Source organism: Pseudomonas sp. B22129 (assembly GCF_044218875.1).
Lineage (GTDB): Bacteria > Pseudomonadota > Gammaproteobacteria > Pseudomonadales > Pseudomonadaceae > Aquipseudomonas.
The window spans coordinates 605931-631428 of the sequence record NZ_CP162592.1; the positions used below are offsets into that span (position 1 = coordinate 605931).

At 62.0% G+C, this 25498-nt stretch carries 22 protein-coding genes; 11 read left to right on the forward strand and 11 right to left on the reverse strand.

The genetic code is table 11. The features are described from left to right. Window positions 1–46: 46 nt before the first annotated feature. Together AB4P94_RS02835 and AB4P94_RS02840 are read right to left on the reverse strand one after the other, a co-directional pair. On the reverse strand, window positions 47–241 hold the full coding sequence (locus AB4P94_RS02835) for a Flp family type IVb pilin (RefSeq protein ID WP_016972484.1): 195 nt from the start codon (window positions 239–241) through the stop codon (window positions 47–49). A 74-nt stretch (window positions 242–315) separates the two neighbouring features. After that, window positions 316–513 carry a Flp family type IVb pilin gene (locus AB4P94_RS02840; RefSeq protein ID WP_395609313.1) on the reverse strand — a complete coding sequence of 66 codons (198 nt, stop codon included), beginning with the start codon at window positions 511–513 and terminating at the stop codon, window positions 316–318. 332 nt (window positions 514–845) lie between these two features. On the opposite strand from AB4P94_RS02840, the gene cpaB reads away from it, so the two are divergent. Genes cpaB through AB4P94_RS02880 form a run of 8 tightly spaced genes read left to right on the forward strand, consistent with a single transcriptional unit; the run spans window position 846 to window position 8258 of the window. Continuing rightward, window positions 846–1772, forward strand: a complete 927-nt coding sequence (cpaB, locus tag AB4P94_RS02845; RefSeq protein WP_395609314.1) for a Flp pilus assembly protein CpaB — start codon at window positions 846–848, stop codon at window positions 1770–1772. A 15-nt stretch (window positions 1773–1787) separates the two neighbouring features. Continuing rightward, window positions 1788–3008, forward strand: a complete 1221-nt coding sequence (locus tag AB4P94_RS02850; protein ID WP_395609315.1) for a type II and III secretion system protein family protein — start codon at window positions 1788–1790, stop codon at window positions 3006–3008. Continuing rightward, complete coding sequence (locus tag AB4P94_RS02855; RefSeq protein WP_395609316.1) at window positions 3005–4198, forward strand: pilus assembly protein; 1194 nt, start codon at window positions 3005–3007, stop codon at window positions 4196–4198. The genes AB4P94_RS02850 and AB4P94_RS02855 overlap by 4 nt, the downstream gene beginning before the upstream one ends. Next, on the forward strand, window positions 4195–5457 hold the full coding sequence (locus tag AB4P94_RS02860; protein ID WP_395609317.1) for a CpaF family protein: 1263 nt from the start codon (window positions 4195–4197) through the stop codon (window positions 5455–5457). The genes AB4P94_RS02855 and AB4P94_RS02860 overlap by 4 nt, the downstream gene beginning before the upstream one ends. 19 nt (window positions 5458–5476) lie before the next feature. Next, on the forward strand, window positions 5477–6358 hold the full coding sequence (locus tag AB4P94_RS02865) for a type II secretion system F family protein (RefSeq protein WP_395609318.1): 882 nt from the start codon (window positions 5477–5479) through the stop codon (window positions 6356–6358). A 1-nt stretch (window position 6359) separates the two neighbouring features. Next, a complete protein-coding gene (locus AB4P94_RS02870; protein WP_395609319.1) occupies window positions 6360–7253 on the forward strand; it encodes a type II secretion system F family protein in 894 nt (297 codons plus the stop codon). Between the two features lie 10 nt (window positions 7254–7263). After that, on the forward strand, window positions 7264–7986 hold the full coding sequence (locus tag AB4P94_RS02875; protein ID WP_395609320.1) for a hypothetical protein: 723 nt from the start codon (window positions 7264–7266) through the stop codon (window positions 7984–7986). Between the two features lie 2 nt (window positions 7987–7988). Beyond that, window positions 7989–8258, forward strand: a complete 270-nt coding sequence (locus AB4P94_RS02880; RefSeq protein ID WP_395609321.1) for a DUF3613 domain-containing protein — start codon at window positions 7989–7991, stop codon at window positions 8256–8258. A gap of 124 nt (window positions 8259–8382) precedes the next feature. Here AB4P94_RS02880 and AB4P94_RS02885 read toward each other — a convergent pair whose 3' ends face one another. Then, the gene (locus AB4P94_RS02885) at window positions 8383–9165 is read right to left on the reverse strand and encodes a response regulator transcription factor (RefSeq protein WP_395609322.1); all 783 of its coding nucleotides are present in this window, start codon (window positions 9163–9165) and stop codon (window positions 8383–8385) included. A gap of 127 nt (window positions 9166–9292) precedes the next feature. Next, window positions 9293–9766 carry a prepilin peptidase gene (locus tag AB4P94_RS02890; protein WP_395609323.1) on the reverse strand — a complete coding sequence of 158 codons (474 nt, stop codon included), beginning with the start codon at window positions 9764–9766 and terminating at the stop codon, window positions 9293–9295. Window positions 9767–9837: 71 nt separating this feature from the next. On the opposite strand from AB4P94_RS02890, the gene AB4P94_RS02895 reads away from it, so the two are divergent. Beyond that, the gene (locus tag AB4P94_RS02895) at window positions 9838–10281 is read left to right on the forward strand and encodes a TadE family protein (RefSeq protein WP_395609324.1); all 444 of its coding nucleotides are present in this window, start codon (window positions 9838–9840) and stop codon (window positions 10279–10281) included. After that, window positions 10278–13010 (forward strand): ATP-binding protein, encoded by a 2733-nt coding sequence (locus AB4P94_RS02900; protein ID WP_395609325.1) that lies wholly within the window; start codon window positions 10278–10280, stop codon window positions 13008–13010. Before AB4P94_RS02895 ends, AB4P94_RS02900 begins: the two co-directional genes overlap by 4 nt. Here AB4P94_RS02900 and AB4P94_RS02905 read toward each other — a convergent pair. The 6 genes from AB4P94_RS02905 to pbpC form a co-directional block, all read right to left on the reverse strand. Then, entirely contained in the window at window positions 13007–14983 is a 1977-nt protein-coding gene (locus AB4P94_RS02905; RefSeq protein WP_395609326.1) for a pilus assembly protein TadG-related protein, read from the reverse strand. The two genes, AB4P94_RS02900 and AB4P94_RS02905, sit on opposite strands and share 4 nt — an antisense overlap. Window positions 14984–15197: 214 nt before the next feature. Next, the gene (locus AB4P94_RS02910; RefSeq protein ID WP_395609327.1) at window positions 15198–15755 is read right to left on the reverse strand and encodes a DUF4136 domain-containing protein; all 558 of its coding nucleotides are present in this window, start codon (window positions 15753–15755) and stop codon (window positions 15198–15200) included. 47 nt (window positions 15756–15802) lie between these two features. Next, window positions 15803–16408, reverse strand: coding sequence for a DUF4136 domain-containing protein (locus AB4P94_RS02915; protein ID WP_395609328.1), 606 nt, complete (start codon window positions 16406–16408; stop codon window positions 15803–15805). A 24-nt stretch (window positions 16409–16432) separates the two neighbouring features. Continuing rightward, window positions 16433–17182, reverse strand: a complete 750-nt coding sequence (locus tag AB4P94_RS02920; protein ID WP_395609329.1) for a methyltransferase — start codon at window positions 17180–17182, stop codon at window positions 16433–16435. After that, window positions 17175–17483, reverse strand: a complete 309-nt coding sequence (locus AB4P94_RS02925) for a MazG-like family protein (protein WP_058423592.1) — start codon at window positions 17481–17483, stop codon at window positions 17175–17177. Before AB4P94_RS02925 ends, AB4P94_RS02920 begins: the two co-directional genes overlap by 8 nt. A 147-nt stretch (window positions 17484–17630) precedes the next feature. Next, window positions 17631–19922 (reverse strand): peptidoglycan glycosyltransferase PbpC, encoded by a 2292-nt coding sequence (gene pbpC, locus AB4P94_RS02930; RefSeq protein ID WP_395611286.1) that lies wholly within the window; start codon window positions 19920–19922, stop codon window positions 17631–17633. Between the two features lie 235 nt (window positions 19923–20157). Between pbpC and AB4P94_RS02935 the strand changes: the two genes are divergently transcribed. Next, window positions 20158–20451: a hypothetical protein gene (locus AB4P94_RS02935; protein WP_016972504.1), complete on the forward strand. Its 294-nt coding sequence runs from the start codon at window positions 20158–20160 to the stop codon at window positions 20449–20451. A 131-nt stretch (window positions 20452–20582) separates the two neighbouring features. Here AB4P94_RS02935 and AB4P94_RS02940 read toward each other — a convergent pair whose 3' ends face one another. Then, a complete protein-coding gene (locus AB4P94_RS02940; protein WP_395609330.1) occupies window positions 20583–25481 on the reverse strand; it encodes an alpha-2-macroglobulin family protein in 4899 nt (1632 codons plus the stop codon). Between the last annotated feature and the right edge of the window lie 17 nt (window positions 25482–25498).

The window sequence follows — 25498 nt, forward strand, 5'->3', positions numbered from 1 at the left end:
TGGTGCCGATCAATAACAAGAGTACTCACAGAGTGCCGGTTGAGGGTCAAGTCGGGGTAATGGCAGTGGTTATTTTGGTAAACAACGCACTGATCTGTGGTGACAGTGTAGTCCCGGCCGCCAGTATCACCAGCGCTACAATGGCAACAAGAATGAGATATTCAATCGCCGTTGCGCCGTCTTTTCGCCGGAATAGCAACTGGAGTTGAACGTGAAGTTTCATCAACAGATCAAGGATCATGATAACGCTCCTCTGGCGACTTGGCGCCCGGTCAACAAGCTACTGCACAGTCAACATACCCTCGCGCCAATCTATCAGGGGGCAGGCGTAATGGCAGTCGTGATCTTGGTAAAAAAGGCGGTGATCTGGGGCTTCAAGGTCGTCCCGGCGGCCAGTATCACCAGCGCTACAATCGCTACGAGAATCAGATACTCAATCGCCGTCGCGCCTTCTTTTCGATGAAAAAGCAGCTGAAGTTGAACGTGAAGTTTTATCAAGAAATCAAGGATCATCGTACTTCTCCTCAGACGCCACAGCGTCCTGGTCCCGGTGTCGCACAATAATTGCGATGTGCCATCTGAGCATTGTCAACAAACCCGGCCCCCACAACTGTAAGAACGGATTAATCACAAAGTAGTGGCCTCTTTCCTGACGCCGTAAATCCGTGTTTTCAAAGGCGGCTGCTTATGTAGGAAAGAAATCTTTCTGTCAGTAATGGCATTTTGTCCTAGCTGAACTACCTTCAAATAGCGAAATAGTTAGTGAAATGTTCATAGCAGCCAGGTTGCGGAATTAGCCTGTTCGGATCGACAGGTTTAGGTGCAACAGGAAAGGGAGAGCCGTCATGAACACGCGTCTGAGCATGGTATTGGCCGGGGTGTTACTGGTGGGCGCGCTGTTTGCCGGGTATTGGGGCCTGGTACTCAGCCGCGAACCCGCGCCGGCGCCACCACCGCCGCCACAGGCGGCTCCTGTCGAAAAAGCCGTTGCCGTGGTGGAAGACCAGACCCGCCAACCGGTGGTCGTGCTGGCCCATGATGTACCGCCTTTTGTTGCGCTGAATGCCGCCGACCTTACCGTGGAAAAACTGCGCACCGCTCCGGCAGGCAGCATGACCAGCGTTGACCAGGCCATCGGCCGCACACCGTGGCGGGCCCTGAACGCCGGCACTTGGTTAAATGAAGAAAGTTTCACCCCGGGTGGCCCGCTGGCCCGGATGATCCGCCCGGATGAGCGCGCCCTCGCCGTCGCTGTCGATGAAGTCATTGGCGCAGCCGGGCAATTGAGCCCGGGCGACTATGTAGATGTGCTGCTGTACCTGCGCCAGGACACCGCCAACCTCGAACAATCGGCACAAGTGGTGATTCCCGCCATGCGCCTGCTCAGCGTCGGCGATCAAATGGGCCTGACCAACGACGGCACACCAGCGTCCCCGCCTGCCATGACCGCCGAAGAAAAAGCCCAGCGTCGCGCGCCCTCCCGCACCGTGGTGCTGGCCGTGCCCGAGCCGCTGCTCAGCCGCTTGATGCTGGCCACCCAGGCCGGCACCTTGCGCCTGGCCGTGCGCAGCAGCGATGAACGTTTACTCAGCCATTACTGGGCCGGTGAGAGCGATGCGCCGGCCAAGGTGCAAAGCGCCAACCGCGACCTCTACCAGTTCACCCAACTCGCCTTCGCCCAAGCCCCGAAAAAAATTGTCCAGGGCAGCCCACGCCGCACTGGCGTCGAGGTGATACGCGGCAATCAAGCAACCCAACAAACGCCCGACTGAACAAGGATGCTGTGCATGAGCCGACGTTTCGTACCGGTGTTCACGCTGAAAATCGCCTGTGCCCTGCTGCTCTCGAACGTGTCTGTGAGCTTGGCGTTGGCCGCCCCCGGCAATTGCGCCGGCCTGGGCCAATTGCCCGCCGCGTTGTCAGTGGGCGAAGGCTTGCAACAGGAACTGCAATCGCCGGTCGCAATCACCCGCCTGGCGATTGGCGATCCGAAAGTGGCGGATGTACACCTCAATGGCGACCGAGGTTTTCTGCTGACCGGCGTCGCCTCCGGCACCACCAGCTTGATGGTCTGGACCGCCTGCTCGCCTACGCCACGCCAGAGCATGGTGTTCGTCAAGGGCAAGGCCACCTCGGCGCTGACCAGCCTGTCACTGGCCCCGGCGGACGACCCCACGCTGCCCAGCCAGGTGCAGACCGACATCCGTTTTGTGGAAGTCAGCCGCACCAAGCTCAAGGAAGCCAGTACCAAGATTCTGGGAATGGGCAAAAACTTTTTCGTCGGCAGCCCCAATCTGCTGTTCCCCACTCCCAGCACCTTCAAGCTGCCGGTGAGCGCCGACAACTTCAACATTGGTTTTGGCGGCGGCCGTGTTTCGGCCATGATCAACGCCCTGGAAAGCAGCGGCTTTGCTTACACTCTGGCGCGCCCGAGCCTGGTGGCCATGAGTGGGCAAAGCGCGACGTTCCTGGCCGGTGGCGAAATCCCCATCCCGGTGCCCAGCAGCGGCAGCAACACCATCTCCATCGAATACAAAGAGTTCGGCATTCGCCTGACACTCACACCCACCGTGATCGACCGCAACCGGATCTCCCTCAAAGTGGCGCCGGAAGTCAGCGAGCTGGATTACACCAACGCGCTGGTGATTGAGAGCATCAAGGTGCCTGCGCTGACCATCCGCCGTACCGACACCAGCGTGTCCCTGGCCGATGGCGAAAGCTTCGTGATCAGCGGCCTGATCAGCAGCAACAACACCACCAACATCAGCAAGTTTCCGGGCTTGGGTGACATTCCGATTCTGGGCGCGTTCTTTCGCGACTCCACGATCAACCGCCAGGACAAAGAGCTGCTGATGATCGTCACGCCGCACCTGGTGCAACCGTTGGCGGCCAACGCTCAACTGCCGTCCTTGCCGGGCGAGAACTTCCGCAACTACGACCCCAACTGGTACCGCCTATACTTTTTGGAGAACGGTAACTTCGATCGACTCAACGGGTTGTCACAATGAGCGATAGCCTGAGCCAGACCTTCCTGGCAATCACTCGAAACACCACCGACCTGGAATGGCTGCAAGGCGCGCTGGCGCCGCTTGGCCAGGTGGTCAGCGCCGGCAGCGGTACCCTTGATGAACTGCTCGCACTGGTCGACGTGACCTTCGCCAACCTGGTGTTTGTGGGTCTCGACCGCGAGCACGTGGTCGCCCAAAGCGCGCTGATCGAAGGCGCGCTGGAGGCCAAGCCGATGCTGGCCATCGTTGCTCTGGGCGACGGCATGGACAACCAGTTGGTACTCAATGCGATGCGCGCCGGCGCGCGGGATTTTGTCGCCTATGGCTCGCGCTCCAGCGAAGTGGCCGGGCTGGTACGCCGCCTGAGCAAACGCTTGCCACAGGTCACCACCAACACCCAATTGGGCGGCCTCACGGTGCTGTATGGCACGCAAAGCAATGCCGATGGCGCGTTGCTGGCAAGCCACTTGGCGCTGGTGGTGCAGAAGAGTGGTCAGCAAACCCTGCTGCTCGACCTGGGCCTGCCCCGGGGCGACAGCCTGTCGTTGCTGGGGCTGGAAAGCTCGTTCAATTTCGGCGATGCCCTGCGCCACCTGCGGCGGCTGGACACCACCTTGATCAACAGCGCATTTACTTCGGCCGAAGACGGCTTGCGCATCCTCGCCTACGCCCCCAATGACGAGCCGCTGGAACGCACCAGCGCCGCTGAGCTGTACATGCTGCTCAGCGCCTTGCGCCAGCACTTCCAGCACATCGTGGTGAACCTTGCCGGCCAGCCGGACAGCGAAGCCCTGCGCACCTTTGTCAGCCACTGCGACAAGTTGTTGTGGTGCACCGACCAGAGTGTGCTGGACTGCCGTCGCAACCTCGCCGTGCTGAACCAGTGGCGCGAAAAAGGCATGAAGCTGGAGCACGCCAAGCTGTTGGTGGACCGCTACATCAAAGGCTGTGCGCCCGATTCCGATGCGTTGAGCAAAAGCTTTGGCCTGGAAGTGATCGCGGTATTGCCGCTGAGCCCGGAGGTACGCCTGAACGCGAAAAACCAGGGCCAGACCCTGTTCACCCTGGCACCACGCGAAAGCCTGACCCAGGGTCTGAAAACCCTCGGCGAGCGCCTGGCCAAACGTTCGGAAGGCATGAAAAAACCCTCCCACACCTGGTTTGAACGTCTGCTGGGAACCGGCAAATGAACGGCGAAAAACTCTTCGGCGCGCCCGCCCGCGGCGTCGGTGGCAACACCGACCACGACGGGCTGAAACTGGTGCTGCATCGCTACATCATCGATGCCATCGAAGAGTCGGGGAAGAACCTGCTGGAGGGTTCGCGCCAACTGCTGGCGCAATTTGTCATCGACAAAGTCGCCGAATACATCAACCGCATGCACCTGGCGATTTCCCGCTATGAAATGGAGCGCCTGGCCGAAGAAATCGTCGACGAGCTGACCGGTTTCGGCCCGCTGGAAGTGCTGCTGCGCGACCCGTCCGTGACGGAAATTCTGGTCAACGGCCCGCACCGGGTCTTTATCGAACGTGACGGTCTGCTGCACCAGAGTGACCTGCGCTTTATCGATTCGCACCACGTGGAGCGCGTGATGCAACGCATCCTCGCGCCCCTGGGGCGGCGCCTGGATGAGTCGTCGCCGATGGTCGATGCACGGCTGCCCGATGGCAGCCGGGTCAACGCGATCATCCCGCCGATTGCGCTGGACGGGCCGTGCCTGTCGATTCGAAAGTTTCGCAAGGACATGCTCAAGAGCAGCGACCTGGTGGCCATGCAGACCATCGACCAGAACATCTTCGATTTCTTCCAGGAAGCGGTGGGCAAGCGCTGCAACATCCTGATCAGTGGCGGTACCGGTACCGGTAAAACCACACTGCTCAATATCCTCAGCCAACTGATCAACCCGCACGAACGCCTGGTGACCATTGAAGACGTGGCCGAACTGCAACTGGGCCACCCGCACGTGGTGCGCCTGGAAACCCGCCCGCCGAATGCTGAGGGCCACGGCGAGGTCAAGGCCAGCGACTTGATCCGCAACGCCCTGCGGATGCGCCCCGACCGCATCATCCTCGGCGAGATCCGTGGCGTGGAAGTGCTCGATGTACTGACGGCCATGAACACCGGCCACGACGGTTCCATGAGTACCGTGCACGCCAACAACGCCGCCGACGCCCTGCTGCGCCTGGAAACCCTGGTGGGCTTGACCGGCCGCGTGGTGGCGGAAAAAACCCTGCGCCAGATGATCTGCGCCGCCCTCGACGTGGTGATCCAGCTGACCCGCCTGCCGGACGGCCGCCGTTGCGTCAGCGAAGTGGTCGAGGTGGTGGGCATCCGCGAAGACGTGTACGTGACCAACACCCTGTTCCGCCATGACCGGCGCACCGGGTTCGGTTTTCTGCGCGAGGCGGTCAACCCCGCCGGCGAGAAACTGCGCCGCGAACCGGCCTAGCCTTGAAAGGAGCGCAACCATGACCGGGGCCATCCTGCTGCTCATCTGCCTGATCCTGATCGGGCTGTCGATCCGTTCCTTTCAGAATGGCCTGCGCCGCGCCCAGACCGAGCGCGTGCTGGGCCGCCTTGCCGAAGGCCAGCCGCAACTCACCGAAGAGGCCAGCCAGTGGAGCGGCGTGGAGCGCATGTTCCTGCGCGCAGGCCTGGGCAAACCCAGCGATAACCTGGGGTTGTGGCTGGCGGTGTGGGCATTGGGCGTGGTGCTCGGCCTGCTGGTGGCCAGCTGGGTGGGCCTGCTGGTGATGCTGGTGCTGCCACCGTTGCTGCTGCGCCTGTATATCGCTTGGCGCTATCAGCGGCGCATCAAACGCATGATTGAACAACTGCCGCAGTTGCTCGACCACACCGTGCGCAGCCTCAAGGCCGGCCGCACCCTGGCCGATGCCGTGCTGGGCGGCATCGAGGTGATCGAGGACCCGCTGAAAAAAGCCATGGGCCGTGTGCAGCGCAACGTGCAACTGGGCGTCAGCCTGCCGGAGTCTGCTCACGACTTTGCCGAGTTCTACGAGCGCGACGAGTTTCGCCTGTTCGCGCTGGGTTTGAAGGTCAACCATCGCTACGGCGGCAACGCCAGTGAGCTGTTGGAAAACCTCATCAAGATGATCCGCGAGCGCGAGCAGGCCGCACGCCAGTTGCGCGCGTTGACCGGGGAAACCCGGGTCACCGCCTATGTACTGACCGCCCTGCCAATCTCGATGGTGGGCTACTTTCTGGCGGTGAACCCCGAATATTTGATGACCATGTGGAACGACGGCACGGGCCGCATTCTGCTGTTCGTGGCCATGGGCATGCAGGTGATGGGCTGTTTCACCCTGTGGCGCATGTTTCGGAGCGTATGAGATGGGAATCGCCCTGCTGATCAGCGCTGTGTTGTTCCTCGCCGCCCTGGGGCTGGTGGTGGCCAACCTGATGAAACACCGGCGCGGCCAGCGCCTGGTTGCCCAGCGCCTGCAAGGCCAGATGGGCCGCGAGAACACGTTCGGCACGGTGATGCGGCAATTGGGCAACAGCCCGATCGCGCAACGGTCGGTCAGCCTGGATAACGAAACCCAGTTGCTGCTCAACCGGGTTGGTTGGCGCAAATCCAGCCAGCGCTCCATGTTTGCCGCCTTCCAGATTGGCACCCCCTTGTTGCTGATGGTGGTGGTGCTGGTGACCCAGCAAATACTGTTTCCCAACTCCGGCTCGCCGTGGCTGGCGCCCCTGATCGCGCTGGGCGTCGGCTACCTGCTGCCCAAACGCATCCTGGCCAGTGCTGCCAAGGCACGCCAGCAACAGATCTCCCGCGAAGTATCGACCTTCATTCCACTGCTGCGCATCCTGTTCGAATCCGGCATGGCCGTTGAACAGGCACTGCGCGTGCTGAGCATTGAGGCGCAACGTTTGCTGCCGGCCTTGACCCATGAATTGCGGCTGATCCTCACGCGGGTGGATTCCGGCCTGGAGTTAAGCGAAGAACTCGGCAAAACCGCCACGCTGCTCGCCGTGGATGAGTTCACCGACACCTGCATCATCTTGCAGCAACTGGTTCAACAAGGCGGCGGCGCCATGAAGTCGTTGCTGTCGCTCAAGCAATTGCTCGATGACCGGCGCCTGACGCGGATCCAGGAGTTCGTCTCCAAGATGTCGGCGAAGATGTCGGTGGTGATGATGGTGTTTTTGTTTCCCGCCCTGTTGATCGTGCTCGGGGGGCCAGCGTTTATCGGCATCACCCGGGCCCTGAGTAACCTATGAGGAATGCCCGATGAAAGCCTTGATAGCCGGTTTGAGCCTGTTGCTGCTCGGGGGTTGCGCCACCAATGGCCAAACGCCGTGGGGCGCCCTGACGGCGGGCGGCAGTTGCCCAAAACCCGGTTCCGAGCAGGAGCTGGCACTGAACCTGGCCGACGAAATGGCCAACGACGGCAAGCTGCACGCCAGCCTGGCCAACCTGCAAAACCTGCCATCGAATCTGCCGCAGGTACGCCTGCGCCAGGCCAAGGCCTATCGACTGCTCGGACGCAGCGAGGCTGAGCCGTTGTACCGCAGCCTGATCGGCACCTGCATGGCCGCCGAAGGCGAGCACGGCCTGGGGCAGTTGGCGTCGGCCAAGGGCGACAACGGGCTGGCCATGGCCCACCTGCAACGCGCCGCGCGCCTGGCGCCGACCGATGAAAAGATCCGCAATGATTTGGGCGTGGTCTACCTCAATCAACTGCGCATGGAAGATGCCCGCTTCGAATTCATGACCGCCATGGAACTCAAGCAGAGCGACCCCTTGGCGGCAATCAACCTGGTGACACTGCTGATCTATCAGGACAACTGGAAACAGGCCGCACAAGTCGTGAATCAAATAGGCTTGAGCCCTGAGCAAGTCACTGAAGCCCAGGCCCGGGCGGAAAAACTCAAAGGTTCAAGCACGCCCGTCGCCAAGGCCAAAGACCAGATCGCCACGGTCAGCGACGCACCCGGTACCCCGAGGAATTGATGATGAAAGCACTTTACCTTGCAAGCCTGGCGGTGCTGGCCTTGCCACTGAACGTCATGGCCATCGAACCTGGCCCCTCGTCGCCGCAGCAATCGCTGACCGAAAGCTGGTTGACCCTGCAGCCCAGCGGCAAAGCGTCGTCAACCACCCAACAGAAAGCCGCGGCCGCCGAGCGCGATCAAGCCAACCAGCGCTGGCTGGAAAGCTTCAAGCACCCGATTCCAGAGTATTTTGACCAGAAGGTCGGCGGGAAAACCCAGGGCAGTAACTGAGAAATTATTGTGGGAGCTGGCTTGTGTGGGAGCTGGCTTGCCTGCGATACAGACACCTCGGTCCTTCAAATACACCGGGGTGATGCCATCGCAGGCAAGCCAGCTCCCACATTTTTGGCCGCAATCAGTGCGCGGTCACGCGCTGGCGCAGCGCCGAATTGTTGGGGGACAGTGCCAGCGCCAATTGCGTGCGGTTATGCATGTGGGTCAGGCGCAGCACCTGGGACACATACAGCTTCACGGTGTTCTCGGTAATGCCCAATTCGCAGGCAATCTGATAGTTGGTCTGCCCTTTGCCCACCAACCGCGCGACGTCCAGTTGCCGGGGTGACAGCTGGTTGAAGATCGCCGGGATCTCCAGCGGCCCCACGTCCTCGGCAGACACCTCTTCGCCGTCCTGCCCGGGCGGGCTGCGGCGCACTTTGTCGAGGTCCTGGTACAGGTCGTTGATCGACTCGGAAAGGAACTGCAACTTTTGGTTCAGGTTCCCCAGTTGCAGGTCTTTCTTGCGCTCTTCCAGGGCGGCCTCCTGCCGCTGCAGGCCTTCGAGCAACTCGTCAAGATTGATCGGTTTCTGGTAGTAGTCCGCAATCCCGGCGCGCAAGGCTTTGATCACATCCTGCTTGTCAGCGCGGCCAGTCAGCATGATCGCTTCGAAGGCGCGCTTTTTACCCGCCACCTTTTGCAGGGCCTGGACCAACTCAATGCCGTCCATGTCCGGCATGTGCAGGTCACACAGCACCAGGCCGATCTCGGCGTCTTCGCTGAAGCGCTTCAACGCCTGCTGGCTGGACTCACACGGGACGCAACGGAAACCGCTGCTTTCAAGAAACTCACAGAGCTCTTCCACGATCAGGGGCTGATCATCGACAACGAGCACTTTTACTGCAGAGGTAAGCTTGTTCACACGCGACTCCATGCCCTGGAAAGCCAAAAGATTGACCCATTCCCTACGACGAATATTCCTGTACAACTTCTTATTAAACGTAGACCTACTTTCCGACTATGTACATAGCGTTAATCACCTCAGACGATTAATGGATCCAAAACCAGACAACTGCAAATCCCACCAGTAAAAACGGGGCGAAGGGCAGTTTTTTTGACGGGGCCGGTGCCAAAAAACCCATGGCACTTTTAAGTCCTTGACTCATAAGCGGCCACAGTTTTGGCGCGAGCAAAATCCACAGTAAATTAGCAGCCGCAGCCCCAATAAATGCGCCCAGTAGATACTGTGAATTCGAAACCAGTGCAAAAGCGGCAAGCAGCTTCACATCCCCCGCGCCCAGGCGGCCGAGTGCGTAACCGGGTAACGTCAGCAGCAACGACAGACAAAATGCCAAAAGCCCCTCACCGGCCGTCGCGCCGAGCCAAGTCGTGCCGGTGCACAGCAGGTAAATCAACGCCAACAGGAGCACGCCGAGTGTCAGGCGATTGGCGAGCAACCGCTGCCGCACGTCCTGCACTGCACACACCACCAACCACACCAAAACAACTGCGCCGTGGATCACTAAAAAACATCCCTTTTCGCTGAATGATTCTATGCTGATATCAAGTAGTAGCCGTCAGGGTAGACGCGGTGATGAAAACAGGCCTCCCCGGAAAGCAAAAAGGCACGGCAGCGATTGAGTTCATTGGCGTGTTTGTGATTTTTTTCGCCGTGTTCTACGGCATGGTCAGCTATAGCCTGCCGCTGCTGCTGATGCAGTCGTTTACCCAAGCGACCGCCGAAGCTGTGCGCCAGAGCGTGGGGCTGGACCCCACCATGCCCGGCTACAATGCCGCCGTACAAAACACCGCCAAAGCCGCGATCGTTCAGCGTTTGTTTTGGATTCCCGCCGCCTATAAATTCGATGCCGCGACGCAGGTCACTACGTCATTCACACCCGCCGGCTTGTTGTCCGTTCAGATCAACTACCCCTCAGCCAATCTCCAGGCGGTGATGCCATTTATTGTCTTGCCTGGCATCGGCGCCGTGCCGCGCTTGCCGGTAACGCTGCAAGCCCAGTCGAGCCTGCAATTTTGACCTCCGGCGACAAACTCTTCGGGCGCCTGCTCGGCCGCAGTGGCGCGCTGGCCATCGAGCCTGTCGTACCGCCTGTCGCGGGCTTGCACGTGCAACTGGATGCCCAGGGCCGCGTGCTCGACGTCAGCGGCACGCTGCTCTCGCAACTGGCCAAACACGCCCCCTCACCTCAACTGCACGAATTGCTCTGCGCCCATAGCGTGGTCGCCGTTGAAGGGGTGCCTGCCGATTGGCAACGTCACAGCCTCGACCTGGACTTCCAGGGCATGGCCGGGCAAACCCTGCATACACGCGGCACCCTTGAAGCACACGACAACGGTTGGCTGCTGCACGCCGTGGACATCGGCGACCTGCTCGGCGGCCGGCAACTGGCCGAGCAACGCGAACAGAACCAGCAACTGGCAAGCCTGGTGAGTGAACAACTGCGCGTATGCAGCCTCAGCCGCCTGCCCGAGGTGTTCAACGAACAGTTGAGCAGCGTGGCACAACGTTGGCGCATTCCCTGTGTGGCGCTCGCGTTGCTGGATCAGGAAGACCAGGGCTGGTCAATCTACAGCCAGTACGCCAACCACGACGCCCCGCTGTTCTGGCACACCGGTCAGCGCCTCGGGACTTGCCTGGACAGCCTCGACGGCACCACCCCGCTGAGCCTGAAAGCGCCTTACGGGCGCGGTGACCACCCGCGTTTGCACAGCGTATTCGGCAATGCCGATGGCTTTCTCGTGCCCTATCGCGACGGCCAGGGCGTGGCTGCGTGGTTGTTGTGCGGCGCCTACAGCGGCCAACCCCACACTCGCGACCGCGACTGGCTGAACCTCGCCGCCGCGCTCGCCGCGCCCTTGCTCAGCCGTTTGCGCGAACACCGCCACCACCAGCAACTCGAACGCCTGGAAGCCCTGCAAGGCCTGCTCGGCACCGGCTGGTGGGAGTTGCTACCCGGCAGCGGCGAAATCCAGCTCGCCCCCCAATTGATGCACAACCTCGACCCGGAAGACGGCCCGACCCGCCAGCCGCTCGACACTTGGCTGCACTTGATCCACCCCGCCGACCGCCAGGAGCTGCACAGCCGCCTGCGCGATTTGCAGACACTCGGCAAACCCCTGCTCGCCAGCGTGCGCCTGAGCCGTAGTGACACGACCCAGGCGCCGATCTGGTACCGCGTGCAAGGCCAAGTGCTGGGCGCGGGCGAGCAGCGCCGCAGCATCGGCTTCATGCTCGATATCAGCGACATCAAAAACCAGCAGCTGGAAGCCGCCGCCGCCCACGCACGCCTGGACAACCTGATCGCCAGTTCACCGGCGGTGATCTATGTGCAGCGCTACCTCAATGGCGCCCTGCAACCGGTGTTTTTCAGCGACAGCTTGCTGCCGCTGCTCGGCCGCACCCTCGCCGAATGCACCCACGACAGCCTGGTGCAATGGGTGCACCCCGACGACCGCGATTTGTACTTCCAGCGCACCCGCCAGTTGCTGCGTGAAGGCAGCACCCGCAGCCGTTACCGCGTGCAGGACAAACACGGCGATTACCACTGGCTGCTCGACGAAGCCAAGCTGCTGCGCGACGACCTCGGCATGCCGGTGGAGGCCGTCGGCCTGTGGCTGGATGTCACCGACGCAACCCAGGCGGCGCAGCAGATCAAGGACAGCGAAGAGCGCTATCGCATCCTGGTGGAAGACTCCCCGGCGATGATCTGCCGCTACCGGCCGGACCTGACCCTGACCTTCGGCAACACGCCTTTGGCCAATTATCTGGAATGCCTGCCGGGACAATTGCGCGGGGTGAACCTGGGGGACTGGCTGTCAGCCGAACAGCGCGAGGCGTTTGTGCAACGCATCGGGCAACTGACCCCGGAATTTCCGGTCAGCACTGCTGAAATCAGCCTGCAGTTGCCGGGGCGTGAACATGCCTGGTGGGTGTGGTCGGACCGTGGCGTCTTCGATGAAAAAGGCGCCTTGCTGGAAGTGCAGGCCGTGGGCCGCGACAACACCGAAGTGCGTCGCTCCCAGCAGCAACTGACCCAAAGCGCGAAGATGGCCACCCTCGGCGAAATGGCCACGGGCCTGGCCCATGAAATCAATCAACCGCTGAACGTTATGCGCATGGCCATCGTCAATGTGCTCAAGCGCATAGGCAATGGCGACGTGCAGGTCGAGTACCTCACCGAAAAACTCCAGCGCATCGACGCACAGGTCCAGCGTGCGGCGCGGGTAGTGGACCATATGCGCGTGTTCGGCCGCCGCTCGGAAGTCGAACAGCACCCCTTCGACCCGGCGCAGGCCGTCGAGGGCACCTTGTCGCTGCTCAGCGAGGGCCTGCGCGGCAAAGGCGTGGAAGTGCGCCTGACTCAAGAAGAGATCCCCGTGCAGGTCAAAGGCTATGTCGATCAGCTTGAGCAAGTGCTGATCAACCTGATGGTCAACGCCCGCGACGCACTGCTGAGCCAGCGCGAGAAAAACCCCGAGCTGCGCCCATGGATTGCCGTGCACACCGAGCATGACAGCCGTCACGTACGGATCTGGGTCGAGGACAACGGTGGCGGTATTGACCCGCGCTTGCTGGAGCGGATCTTCGAGCCATTCTTCACCACCAAGCCGATTGGCGTGGGCACCGGGCTGGGCCTGTCGGTGAGCTACGGCATTGTGGAAAACATGGGCGGGCGGCTGAGCGTCAGCAACGGCGAACATGGCGCGCGCTTTTGCGTGGAACTGCCCAGGGCCACCGACGTTTAAATCACCAGATAGGCTTCGCCATTCTGGCCGCAGGTCAGGTTGGCGCCGACGTTCACATTCGCCAGGCTGATGCCCAGGCTGTTCAGCAAGTTGTTGAGGATCGGGTTGAGCAGCGGGCTGAGGAGGTTGTCCACAACCGGCGTCACAATGGCGCTGACGCTACTGAGCAGCGACACTGTATTGGTGATCAGGCTGCCCAGCGGATTGCTCCCCGCCGGTTGATAAGCCGTGATGCCGACGCCATTGAGGGTGCCGGACAAACTGCTGATCACGTTGGTCGCCGGGGTGGCCGCCTGATAGGTCGGCGCCAGACCGACATTGGGCGGCGTGGCAAACGGCGACGTGCTGGAAAACACTTGGGTTTGCACACTGCCGGCGATCGGGCTTTGCACCTTGATCCCGATGCCACCGGCGGCAAAGGGCACCCGGGGGTCGCATGAGCCGATCACGACGACCATATGGCAGAGTTTGGTGCCGATATCGACCAGCCGCAGCGGGTCTACAGTCATCGGCTGTGTGCTGGAAAATGCGTTGGTAATGGTGCCGACATTCAGCGAAGCCAGCGAGGTGGTGGTGGTCGTTGTCAGGCTTTTGGTCCCGCTGTTGCCAGTCGGGCAGCTGTAGCCCGTGACATAACTACTGGCCCCACCGGCATCCAGCACGATATTGAGCGGCAAGTTGCCCGGCAACACCAGCAGATCCAGCTGCTGGCAGCCCGCGCCGAGCAAGCACAGCGCCGAGTTGATCGTGGTCACCAGGTTCAGGCTCAGCAGACCGTTAAGGACCGGCGTCAACGGGCCGACCAGATTGTTCACTGCCGTATTCAACCCCGACAAACTGTTTAACACCGGCAAACTGACCGTCACCTCGGTGCGCACCTGGGCGGTCCGCACGTAGATCTTGTTCGGCCCCAACGGGTTGGCCGCCGCCAGCACCGGATTGCCGATGGCCGACAGCTGTGGAGGCTGGATGACTTTGACCTGGGTGGTGATATTCGCCAACCCCAGCAAGTTCACCGGCAACGTCGCCGATGCCGCACTCTGGCTGTTGGACAGCTGCACCACACCTTGAATCAGCTGGAATAGCTGCACATTGGCATTCAGCGCGGCAGCGGTGGTGCCCGTCTGCAATTGCAGGATCTGGCCCACCGTCAACGGCGCCTGGTTGATCGCGGCGATTTGCAGGTTGCCCAGTGCAGTCAGTACGTCGGCCGTTGCGCCGTTGGCGGTCAGCACCGTGACAGCTGCCTGAATCAGTTGCGAGGCGGTGACGTTGGTGTTGAGCAATTGGGTGTAGTTGCCGGCGGCCACGTTCAGGTTGATCGCCAATTGGTTGAGGTAGCTGAGCAGGTTGATATTGGTGTTGATCAAACCGTTCCAGCCGGCCAGCGTGAGGTTGACACTGCCGCCGAGCAGCCCGGAAAACAGCGGGTTCAGCAGGCTGGCACTGGCGCTGTCGACGCTGGCCAGCGTGCTGTTGATCGTCAGCTGGGCCAGGGTGGGCGCAGGCATTGCCGCCACCGCCGTCGCACTCAACACCGTGTTCAAACTGACCTTGCCGCCGGACACCAGCGCCCACACCCCGCCAGCGAAACTGGTGGTCACGGTTTTGTTCACCACCACCTGAATCGCCGACGACACCGCCGGGTTCGCCGCAAATACCCTCCGCCCCGAAGCTGCAGTAGTGACCGCACCGCAGGTGGTCACCAATGTATTGCCATTGCCCACCACAAAACTGTTGCGCGCCACACTCTGCCCGGCATAAGCCGCCGCCGTTAACCCGGCGAGGCACGTGCCATTGCGGCTGACCGCCTCCAGCGCGGCCGTGTCTGCCACGCCTTGCAGCTTGCGTTTTTCCAGGTACAACCGGCCGCTGTCGACCACCAGCAAGGTGCACATCAAAACAAACGCCAGCACGCCAACGGCTATCAAGCCGATGGCACCGCGTTGCGTGTGGTGAAAGTGGGGAGACATCGAGCACTCCTGTGCCGGCGAGTTGCCGAGCGCTTACTCTCCTTGGGTATTGAAGAGTGTAGACAAGGGCCGGGAAGGTCGCAGATTCAAAAGTGAAGACAGACCAATGTGGGAGCGGGCTTGCCCGCGATGGCGGTGAATCAGTCAATCAATCAGCGACTGTCAGACCGCTATCGCGGGCAAGCCCGCTCCCACAGGGGTTTTGGGGTGCTTGTTAGTGTGGCGGGTAGTTGCTGAGGATTTTGGTCACGGTGGTGCGAATGGCGGCGTCACGGTCCTGAGGGTTGGGCGAGCTGGCCATCAGTTGCTCGTCACTGCCGCGCCACACCAGTTTGCCGTCCTTGCCGTCAAGCAGGTCGATCTGGATGGTCGCCACCTTGTAGGTGATATTGCGCGTTTCGTTGTACATCGGCGCGCCCCAGTAGCCATTCCACGGGCCGCCCCAGGCGCCGCCGTAGTTGGTAGTGACTTGTTGCTGGCGGTCTTCGACGATCAGGTAGGCCTGCACATTCAGGTCAGCCTTGGCGCCTGGCGCTGCAGGGCGCAGGCCGCGCTGGTCGAGCTGTTCACCCACAGCCTGGCGGATGCGCTGCTCGGTGAGGTCACTCTTGATTCGCGGGTCATCCGGGCGGTATTGCAGCGCCGGGTCTTTCCAGGCCCAGTTGCGGTAGGCGCCAAAATCGCGGCTGGCGTCAAAGTCGTGGTTGACCTGGCTGGTCTGGCAGCCGCCCAGCAATACAACAACAGCAAGTGCAGCGATGCGACGAAGCATGGTGTTTCTCCAAAAAGGACGAACCGTTCTTTAGATGAGAATAGCTGTTAACTGGGCGGATAGGCCGTCATTGCCTTCTGCATCGCCTCACGCAAGGCGTCGGCCTTTTCACTCAGGCTGCCCTGGCTGGCGGTTTCGGCGCTGGTGCTCCATACCGGCTGGCGGGTGCGGCCGTCGAACAGGCTGATGCGCGCCACGGCGACCGTCACTTCATAGGTGCGCACCACCGGCACCGTGTTGTACATGCCGTAGCCGTTGCCATAGCGGTTATAGCCGCCGCCATAACCGTAGCCATAGTCGTCCTGGACCTGACGCAGGCGCTTTTCCAGGCGCACGTCGGCGCTGACCAGCAGGTCGGGCGCACGGTTGTCATGCAACGGGCGCAAGCCGCGCTGGTCCAGCGCGCCACTGACAGCTTCGGCAATTTGCGCCGAATCCGCCCAGGCCGAACCTGCCGGCAGTTGGCCGTTGAGCCAGCCCCAACTGCGATAAGCGCCATAGTCACGCACCGGCGCCGGGTACGCGCTGGCATCAAAGGTATTCGCCGCCTGGGCCGGAGCCGGCGGTATCGGGGCCGAGGCGGCCACGTAAGGATTTGGGGTGGAACAAGCCCCCAAACCCAGGGACAACAGGATCAAACAGAGACGACGCATTTCGACCTCCGCAGACTGGGCCGCTTAAACCGGACGGCAAATCCAGTGCAAATAACGCCCAAGTCCGGCAAAGCTTGGGTGACGACGGTGAGCGAGTTCCATCTCCAACAGGTCCTGTAAATCGGCGCGGGCCTGGAATTCCACCGGCATATAGTCGTGGAACACCCGCACGCCACTTTGGCTTTCGACCTGCCAAAGCCCCTCTAGTTGCGCCGCCAGCTCACGCGGGTCGAGCGGTTGTTGCGGCGTGAGGCTCTGCTTTTCGCCGGCCATGTCGTTCTTGCGCATTTTGCGGAAGTGGCCTTTGAGCAAGTTGCGGTAAATCAGCGCATCGCGGTTGTAGAACGCCAGCGACAACAGGCCGCCAGGCACCGTGAGCTGGTGCAGCACCGGCAGGATCGCATGGGGTTCGGCCAGCCATTCCAGCACGGCGTGACACAGCACCAGGTCGTAAGGCTCGGTGAGCTGGCCGAGCAGGTCTTGCCACGGCGCATGGATAAAGGTGGCCGTCTGGCCGGCGTCGGCAAAGCGTTGGCGCGCGCCTTCGAGCATCGGTTCGGCGGGCTCGGCCAGGGTCACCTGATGGCCCTGCTCGGCCAGCCACAGCGACATGTGCCCAAGGCCCGCGCCGATATCCAGCACGCGCAACGGGCGTTTCGGCAATGCCTCGGTCAAGTCGGCCTGCAGCACGGCCAGGCGAATCGCGCCCTTGGCACCGCCGTAGATTTTCTCGGCAAAACGCGTGGCCAACTGGTCGAAATGACGATCACTCATGGGCGAAACGCCGCTCGCTGTCGGCCAGCTTGGCGCGCACCACTTCGTTCATGTCCAGCCCCAGCTCGCTGCACAGCAACAGCAGGTACAACACGATGTCGCCCACCTCCTGCCCGGCGTGGGCCAGTTTGTCGGCAGGCAACTGCCGCGACTGGTCTTCGGTCAGCCATTGGAAGATTTCCACCAGCTCGGCCATTTCCACACTGGCGGCCATGGCCAGGTTTTTCGGGCTGTGGAACGGCTTCCAGTCGTTGGTATCGCGGATGCGGTGCAGGCGTTCGGTGAGGTGTTCGAGGTTCATGCGGGGGCTCCTGAAGGTGTATAGCTTCGGGGGGATCAGGCTTGAAGGCAAGTGAACCTTTAGGCCGCCATCGCGGGCAAGCCCGCTCCCACACTTTGATGGGTGAACACCTGCAAATGTGCGAACTGGCTTGCCTGCGATAGCGGCCTAATCAACAACGCTGAACTCCAGCCGTGCCGTTTGACCAGCCTCATCCAATACACTCAGCTGGTAACGGCCCAGCCGCTCAAAGCTGGCATTGATGAAATCCTGATTGGCGCTGTCACCCAACGGCGCACCGTTGAGGAACCACCAGCGCCGGCCACTGCCGCCCAACGCGGAGAGTTTCAGGCGCAGCATCTGTTGGCTGCCAGCGGGCAGGCGAAGTTGGTCGCCTTCGCGTACACCGACAATGGATAACGGCGAGGCCGCCGCCAACGCGGGCGGCGGGCAGTCCGGGTCGGCGGGCGGGATCCGTGCTTCACGGCGCTCGATCTTTGGCAACCAGGGTTCCAGCGGCGCGGGCCACAGGGCGATATTTCTGGAGATCGCGCCCGGGCAATGAGCGTCAACCCGCAAGCCTTTGGCATTGACCCACACGTTTTCCATCAACCCCACACTCAAAGGTTGATCCAATGCCTGCAAGGTCGGTGGCGTGGTGTTATCCAGCGTCCAGGCAAAGCGCTGGCGGCGGCAATTGGGATCACTGCGGTTCATGGGCTGGCCCAGCGGCCAACAGATCGCCGCCACGCCCACATTGGTCGGCACCGGCTTGACGGGCGCGCTGATACCACGCTGGCTGTCGCGGTTGGTCAACACGTCGTGCACCTGCAGCATCAGCGGCGCCGCCGAGGCCAGGCCGAACTGCCCCGGCACCGGCGTGCCATCCGGGCGGCCAATCCACACGCCGATCAAATATCGCGGCCCCACGCCAATCGCCCAGGCATCGCGAAAGCCATAACTGGTGCCGGTTTTCCAGGCCAGCACCGGGCGCTGCACCAGTTCGGCACGCGGGTCACGGTCGGGCCGGGCCTGGCCGCTGAGGATACGCCGCACAATCCAGGCGGATCCCGGCGACAGCAATGGCCGTTCCCTGAGCGTATCGTCCGGCTGCAAGCGGATCGTGGCACTCCTGCCGCCTCGATCGAAGGCGCTGTAGCCGCTGACCAAGTCTTCGAGACGGCTGCCGGCGCCGCCCAGAATCAATGCCAGGTTGGGCTCGGCCAGCGCCGGCAATGCCAAGGGCACGCCGCCGATGCGCATCTGCGCGGCAAACCGTTTCGGCCCGTAAGCCTCCAGCAACTGCACCGCAGGCAAGTTGAGCGAACTGGACAGCGCCGTACTCGCCGGCACCGCGCCGGTAAAACCCATCGAGAAGTTGCCCGGCCGGTAATCGCCATAGCGCCGGGGTACGTCCTGCAACAGGGATTCGGAGTGAATCAGCCCGTCGTCCAGCGCCATCCCATAGAGGAAAGGTTTCAACGTAGAGCCCGGTGACCGCAGCGCGCTGATCATGTCCACATGGCCAAAGCGCTTGGCGTCATTGATATCCACCGAACCGAGGTAGGCGCGTACAGCCATGGTCTCCTCCTCAACCACCAGAATGGCGGCGGAGGTGTGCTCTGGCAGGCGTGCGCGCCAGCCCAGCAACAAGTCTTCGAGACGGCGTTGCAGGGTGGCGTCCACGGTCGTACGGATCAAGGGCGGGCTGTCTGGCCGGTTCAAGCGGCGGGCGAGCAAGGGCGCGAGGCTCGGCTCCAGGCGCGGCGCGAGCAACAGCGGTTCTTCCAGCGCTTCATCGACGGCCGATTGCGGCCACACCTGAAACTCGGCGAGGCGGCGCAGCACCTTGTCGCGCGCGTCCTGGGCACGTTGCGGATGGCGGTCCGGGCGCAAGCGGCTCGGCCCTTGGGGCAATACTGCGAGCAAGGCAGCTTCGGCGTGAGTCAGCTGTGCCGGGGATTTGCCCAGGTAGGCCCAACTGGCCGCCGCCACACCCTGCAGCGTGCCGCCGAATGGCGCGCGGTTGAGGTACAAATTGAGTATTTCTTCCTTGGACAGGTGCCACTCCAACTGCGCGGTACGCCACAGCTGACGCAGCTTGCCGTGGAGGGTGCGCGAGTGTGGATCCAGCAAGCGCGCCACCTGCATCGACAACGTGCTGCCACCCGACACCACCCGCGCGCCCGTGAGGTTCTGCCACGTCGCCCGCACCAGCGCCAGCGGGTTCACGCCGGGGTGTTGGTAGAACCAGCGGTCTTCGTAGGTGAGCAGCGCGTCGAGGTAATATGGCGACACATCGCCCGTTTGCACGGGGTAACGCCACACCCCGTTGGCATCGGCAAACCGCCACAACGGCGTGCCATCCTCAGCCAGGACTACCCGCGCCAGATCGTCCTTAGGCAAGGGCAAGGGCCAGATGCGGTCGGCGAGCCACAGCAGGACAATGATCAACACCACAATGCCCAAGGCCCACCGCAATATGTGTGGGAGCGGGCTTGCTCGCGAATGCGGCGGGTCAGTCAATGGATGGGGCACTGGCACACCGCATTCGCGAGCAAGCCCGCTCCCACATTTAACCGAGTACATCCGTAAATAATGAAACCCATGTTTAACTCTATGCTTACAGGGAACTAGCCTGCGTTATCGACAACCAAAGGCACAGACACGCCCACCTTCTCATCAGGACACACACATGCAGGTAGAAAGCTTTTTCGAATGGTTGGGCCAGGCGCTCGGTTCGGTCATCCGCTTTATCGTCGACGGGCTCAGCGGGCTGTTCGGTGCCTTGACCCACGCTGGCGGCAATTTTGTCGAAGGTTTGTCGCGTACGCTGGGCATGGACACTTCGATTATCAGCATCCTCACGCTGATCGTTGGCTTGCTGTTCCTGTATTCGGCAGTGCGGGCGTTTATGCGAGCGTCGATCATCTTCGGGATTATCTGGCTGATGCTGGGGTTGTGGTTGCTGAGCTGGGTTGTTCACTAATTCCAAAAGCTCAACAGCCCCCTGTGGGAGCGGGCTTGCCCGCGATAGCGATGTATCTATCAAAGATGCATCAACTGACAGATAGCTATCGCAGCGACCCGACGAGCCAGCTCCCATTCCAAGCCAAACTATCAGCGGCCCTTGATCACCAGATCCGCCGGGGTTTCCCCCACCGCCTGCCAGTTCGGCCGGTACATCGACTCCACCTGCGGCGGCGGCACGCGGTAAGTCCCCGGCGTCACAGCCCGCGCCAGGTACAACAGGTGCGTAGTGCCCGAGCCATCCAGGTTCATCGCGACCACATAACGGTCGTCACGAAACTCCTGATGCTTGAGCGACGCGTTCTGCATCGACTCACGCCATTCCTTCACCTGGCTGCTGGCGTTTTCCAGGCTGGCCGCGCTTTGTGCCAGGTTCTGGTTTTCCAGTTCCAGGCCTGCGGGCAGCAGGTCCACCACCAGGGCATCCGGCACGCGCTGCTTGGCGCTTACCGCCAAATGCACCAGCACCAGATCACCACTGTTGAGGTTACGCAGGTTCAGCGGTTGGCCGTTCATGCCCAGGTATTCGCGGCGGATGCTCAGGTTGTCGCCACCCGGCGCCGGTGGCACCTGTGGATAACCTGAAATCGTCAGTTGCTGATACACCGGCGCCTCGCCCTGATTGCTCAAGGTCAGGTCGCTGGACAGCAACTTGCCTTCGAGTTCCAGCGTTGAGTGCTGATTGTCCAACGCTTGCGCCCCGCCACTGCCGGTCAGCGACACCTGCCAGTTCGTCTCGGGCTGCGAGAAGCCAAGGCGCCCGGCGAGGAACAGCGAATTGCGTTCCTGAGTCGACAAGTACGGGCTGGCCGCCAACTGATCCGACAGCGTAAACAAACGCTCCTCGCGCTTGCCTTTGGCCAGGTCATTTTCTTCGAGCAACGCCAGGATCATTGCCTGATCGCGTAGCGGGCTGCCGTAGTCGGCCAGCCATTCATTGGCGTTGCGCTGCGCCGCCAAACCGGCGAGCAAGGCTTGATCCGCGCGCGGCTGGTCACCCATTTTCTGCAGCGCGATGGACAGTTGCACCAGCGGCAACCCGGAACGCGCATCGCTGCGGCGTTCAAAGAGGCTGCGCAACGCACCCAACGGTGCCTGCTGACTGCGCGCCAGCACCATGCCGGCGTAAGCCTGTACGGCAAAGCGGGTGTGGTCAGCGTTATCGCTGTAATCCACTTCGATCAGGTTGCGTTCCTGCACATACCGCAGCAGGCGCTCGCTGGCTTTCTTCAATGCTTCGGGTGGCACCGCAAAACCTTGATCACGGGCGCGCAGCAGGAAGTCGGTGACGTAAGCGGTCAGCCAGTATTCCTCTTCACCGTCGGCGCCCCACAAACCAAAACTGCCGTTGTAGCGCTGCATGCCCAGCAGGCGCTCTATGCCCAGTTCGATCTTGCGTTTGCGCTCTTTGTCCGACTCGCCCTTGACGCCCAGGCGCTTGAGCAATGCATCATCGGCATACAGCGACGGGTACAAACCGCTCGCCGTCTGTTCCAGGCAACCGTAGGGATAAGCCTTGAGCGCACTGATCTGCGCGCCGAGGTTCAGCGGCGGTCGGCTCGACAGGCTCAGCAGCGCCTCACGCCCAGAGGCGTCGAATTGATCCAGCGTGCCCGCCGGCAGGTTCCATGGCTGATCCTTGAGCACCGCGCGGTAATGCTTGAGCAGCGCCGGGTAAGCCGGGCGCACGCCCAGTGTCCATTCACGGCTGAACGGCGGCAGGTTTTCACCCGGCAGATCGAGGCCGTTCACCGTCACCTTGAGCTTGCCCTGCCCCAAACCGCCCCAGGCTCTCACCGGAATACGCAACGTGGTGCGCTGGCCTTGCTTGAGCTCAACGGTTTGCGCACCCGCGTTGGCCAGCTCCAACTGCCCTTCGGCAGTCAGTTGCACATCGAGCTTCTGCGCCTTGCCCGACAGGTTCGACAGGTCCAGCGCCAACGTCGTCTGGTCGCCACCGGCGAGGAAGCGCGGCGCCGACAGTTCGGCAATCAACGGCGCAGCAATCACCGTCTTCGCTTCGGCCATGCCATAGCGGTCATCGCTCCAGGCCTGGGCCATCAGGCGCAGCTCGCCATTGAAGTCGGGAATATTGACGCTGACTTCGCCCTCGCCCTGTTCATTCAGGGTGACCGGCGCACTTTGCAGGGCGACGATGGTTACGCTGGTGTCGGGGCGCTTGCCGCCCTTGGCCAGCGCCGCATCACCGCCGAAGGCCAGGCTGGCCAAACGGCCTTGTCCGGCTTCGATCAACTGGCCATAAATGTCGAACTGGTCGACCCCATAGGCCTTGCGGCCAAACAGGCTGGAGTACGGATCGGGCGTCGGGTAATCGGTGATATTGAGGATGCCCACGTCCACCGCCGCCACCAGCACATGCACTTGTTTCGGCACGCTGCCGTCGGCATTTTTCGCCGAGACCTTCACCGTCAGCGGCTGTTTGGGGCGCATTTTTTCTGGCGCGGTGAGGGTCACGCCGAGTTTGCGCTGGGTGCGATCCAGAGGCAGGTGCAACAGGCCGACCGCGCGTTTGGGGGTGATGTTGGCTTTACGTTCGCCAGGGCGAATCACCAGGGCGCTGACGTACAGGTCATGGCGCGACCATTTCGGGTCGAGCTTCACGGCAAAGCTTTTGCCCTCGGCCGGTACGTCGATTTCCTGCCACCACAGCGGCCCTTCGGCGGACTCCACCAGCAGGTAACCTTTGCCTGCGGCAGGCGGAGTCACGGTGACGTTGGCGATATCGCCGTCGCCATACGCGGGTTTATCCAGCGCCAGCTTCACCTGATCCGGGCGCACGGCGCCGCCTTCGGTGTTGTCCTGGGTCTGGTAGCCCGCCCAGAAACGCAGGCTGCTGACCAGACCGGTCTGCGGGTCTTCGACTTCAACACGGTATGGGCCCCACTCCACCTGGAAGCTGACCTTCGCGGTGTCGCCGGCCTTGATGTTCAGGGTCTGCTCGTCGAGGTTGAGGAATTTTTCGTTGAAGTGGTAACTCCAGCCATCGCTCTCGGAGTAGTTCCAATAGTAGTCACGGCGCTCACGCACCAGGCGCACCTTGAGGTTTGGCGCGGCAAGTTTTTGCCCGTCCTGGTTGGCCACCAGCACTTCGAATTCCGCCGGGCCGTCACCGTTGGTTTCCTTGCCATCAAACAGGCCACGCAGGCCCGGCAGTTGCTCGGCTGGCCAGATCGGCTGCACCAGGCGCCGGGTGATCGGCCGCCCGCCCGACTCTTGCAAACTGGCCTGTACGATCAGTTGCAGCGGCGATTTGGCATCGGCCCATTTGCTTTCCAGGGTCAGCGCTTCCTGCCCCTTGGCGTCGAGTACGCTCTCGTCCAGCTCGAAATCCTGGCTCAACTCTTCCTCGGTGACCGAGCCGAACTGGTAGCCGGGCAACGATTTGACGGCTTCGCGCAGGGGGCGCACATAGACTTGCCCGCTGACCCGATTGCCCGAGGCCGGCGCGCCATACAGATAGCGACCGTTGACCTGAATCACCGGGTTATCCGCCGGGCTCAGCGCCGTGTCACTGCCTTTGAGTTCCAGCGCCAGGCGCTCGGGCAGGAAGTCCTCAACCAGGAACTCATACAGCTGCGGCTTGCCGTCGCCGAGGTCGAACACCAACTGCCAGCGGCCGGTCGGCGCTTCGCCGGCCAGTTGTAACTGGTATTGATAGAGGCCGGACGCGTCAGCGTCCCACACAAATTTGCGGCTGACCTGTTCATCCGGGCGGCGCACTTCGACGCTCACCGGCTGTGGCTTGACCGCCTGGCCGTCCTTGTCCCGCAGCAAGGCGTTGAGCAGCACGGTTTCGCCTGGGCGATACAGGTCGCGCGGACCGAAAACAAAGAACTGCAACGGGTGAGAGGGCTGGCCGCCGATGTCGAACTCGGCCAGGTCCAGTGCAGCACTGTCGAGACGCAGCAGGCTGGTTTGCTCGCCTTGCTTGGCCAACAACACCTGGGCTTTTTTCGGCAGCGGCAACTCGGCATGTCCGCCCTTCTCGGTTTTGCCCTGACCGAGCACGCGACCTTCGGCGTCAAGCACCTCAAGGTCGACGCCGTCCAGCGCCTTGCCGCCTTCCAGTGCCTGGGTAAAGACGTCCAGGCGATTGGCGTAGCGGTGCACCGACAGCCCGATATCACTCAAGGTAAACAGCGTGGCCGGTTGCGAATAGTTGTAGGTGCCCGAGGCGCGCATCACCGCCAGGTACACACCCGGCTGTTGCAATTGCTTGAGGCCCGCAATTGGCAGCAACAGGGTTTCACGGGTGTTGCGGGCAGGGTTCAGGTCGAAGCGGCCGCCGTAGACCAGATCGGCCATGGGCAGCAGTTCGCGGGACTCATAGCTTTGCAGGCTGGTGTTGCGGCCCCATTGGGCCAGGAACGACGGCAAGGATTCAGGCTTGATACGGAAGAACTCGACGTCAATCTTGTCGACGTTCAGCGCGATCACCGGCAGGCCTTCGGCCAATCGTGTCGGCAACAGGGTGCCACGGCTGGCGAAACCGACGGTGGCTTGCAGGTCGCGTGTTTCCAGGCGGGCGCTGTACTCGGCGGCGAGCTTGTTGTCGTTGACCGCCTTCACGCCGGCATCGACCGTCAGCACCAGTTTGCGCTGCGGCTCCAGATGGCGCAGGCGCAGCTCCATCAGGTTATCGGAAATTTCCCAGGCGCCATCGACCTTGCCGGATTTGCTGTCGACCAGGTGCAGTTTGTCGGCGAACTTCTGCTCAGGATCCAGCGGGATGGAAAAGCTCACGGAGAGTGTGCTGGCCCCGTCGAGTTGCACTTCGGACACATCCACCACGTTCAACTCACGCCTGGCGTAACGCTGCTTCAGCGCCGCCACGTCCACTGCCGCTTTCGCAGGCTTGGGGGAAACCGTCGTCGCGGCTGGCGCGGTTGGCGCAGCGGGTTTGTCGGAGGAGTCGCAGGCGCTCAGCAGGGCCAGCGCACAAGCCAGGAACAGTCCTTTGTTAAGCATGAGGCACTCTTATGGAG

Coding starts and splice junctions, on each gene's coding strand:
- AB4P94_RS02835 (WP_016972484.1), bottom strand. CDS start 241: ATGATCCTTGATCTGTTGATGAAACTTCACGTTCAACTCCAGTTGCTA.
- AB4P94_RS02840 (WP_395609313.1), bottom strand. CDS start 513: ATGATCCTTGATTTCTTGATAAAACTTCACGTTCAACTTCAGCTGCTT.
- cpaB (WP_395609314.1), top strand. CDS start 846: ATGAACACGCGTCTGAGCATGGTATTGGCCGGGGTGTTACTGGTGGGC.
- AB4P94_RS02850 (WP_395609315.1), top strand. CDS start 1,788: ATGAGCCGACGTTTCGTACCGGTGTTCACGCTGAAAATCGCCTGTGCC.
- AB4P94_RS02855 (WP_395609316.1), top strand. CDS start 3,005: ATGAGCGATAGCCTGAGCCAGACCTTCCTGGCAATCACTCGAAACACC.
- AB4P94_RS02860 (WP_395609317.1), top strand. CDS start 4,195: ATGAACGGCGAAAAACTCTTCGGCGCGCCCGCCCGCGGCGTCGGTGGC.
- AB4P94_RS02865 (WP_395609318.1), top strand. CDS start 5,477: ATGACCGGGGCCATCCTGCTGCTCATCTGCCTGATCCTGATCGGGCTG.
- AB4P94_RS02870 (WP_395609319.1), top strand. CDS start 6,360: ATGGGAATCGCCCTGCTGATCAGCGCTGTGTTGTTCCTCGCCGCCCTG.
- AB4P94_RS02875 (WP_395609320.1), top strand. CDS start 7,264: ATGAAAGCCTTGATAGCCGGTTTGAGCCTGTTGCTGCTCGGGGGTTGC.
- AB4P94_RS02880 (WP_395609321.1), top strand. CDS start 7,989: ATGAAAGCACTTTACCTTGCAAGCCTGGCGGTGCTGGCCTTGCCACTG.
- AB4P94_RS02895 (WP_395609324.1), top strand. CDS start 9,838: ATGAAAACAGGCCTCCCCGGAAAGCAAAAAGGCACGGCAGCGATTGAG.
- AB4P94_RS02905 (WP_395609326.1), bottom strand. CDS start 14,983: ATGTCTCCCCACTTTCACCACACGCAACGCGGTGCCATCGGCTTGATA.
- AB4P94_RS02910 (WP_395609327.1), bottom strand. CDS start 15,755: ATGCTTCGTCGCATCGCTGCACTTGCTGTTGTTGTATTGCTGGGCGGC.
- AB4P94_RS02915 (WP_395609328.1), bottom strand. CDS start 16,408: ATGCGTCGTCTCTGTTTGATCCTGTTGTCCCTGGGTTTGGGGGCTTGT.
- AB4P94_RS02920 (WP_395609329.1), bottom strand. CDS start 17,182: ATGAGTGATCGTCATTTCGACCAGTTGGCCACGCGTTTTGCCGAGAAA.
- AB4P94_RS02925 (WP_058423592.1), bottom strand. CDS start 17,483: ATGAACCTCGAACACCTCACCGAACGCCTGCACCGCATCCGCGATACC.
- AB4P94_RS02935 (WP_016972504.1), top strand. CDS start 20,158: ATGCAGGTAGAAAGCTTTTTCGAATGGTTGGGCCAGGCGCTCGGTTCG.
- AB4P94_RS02940 (WP_395609330.1), bottom strand. CDS start 25,481: ATGCTTAACAAAGGACTGTTCCTGGCTTGTGCGCTGGCCCTGCTGAGC.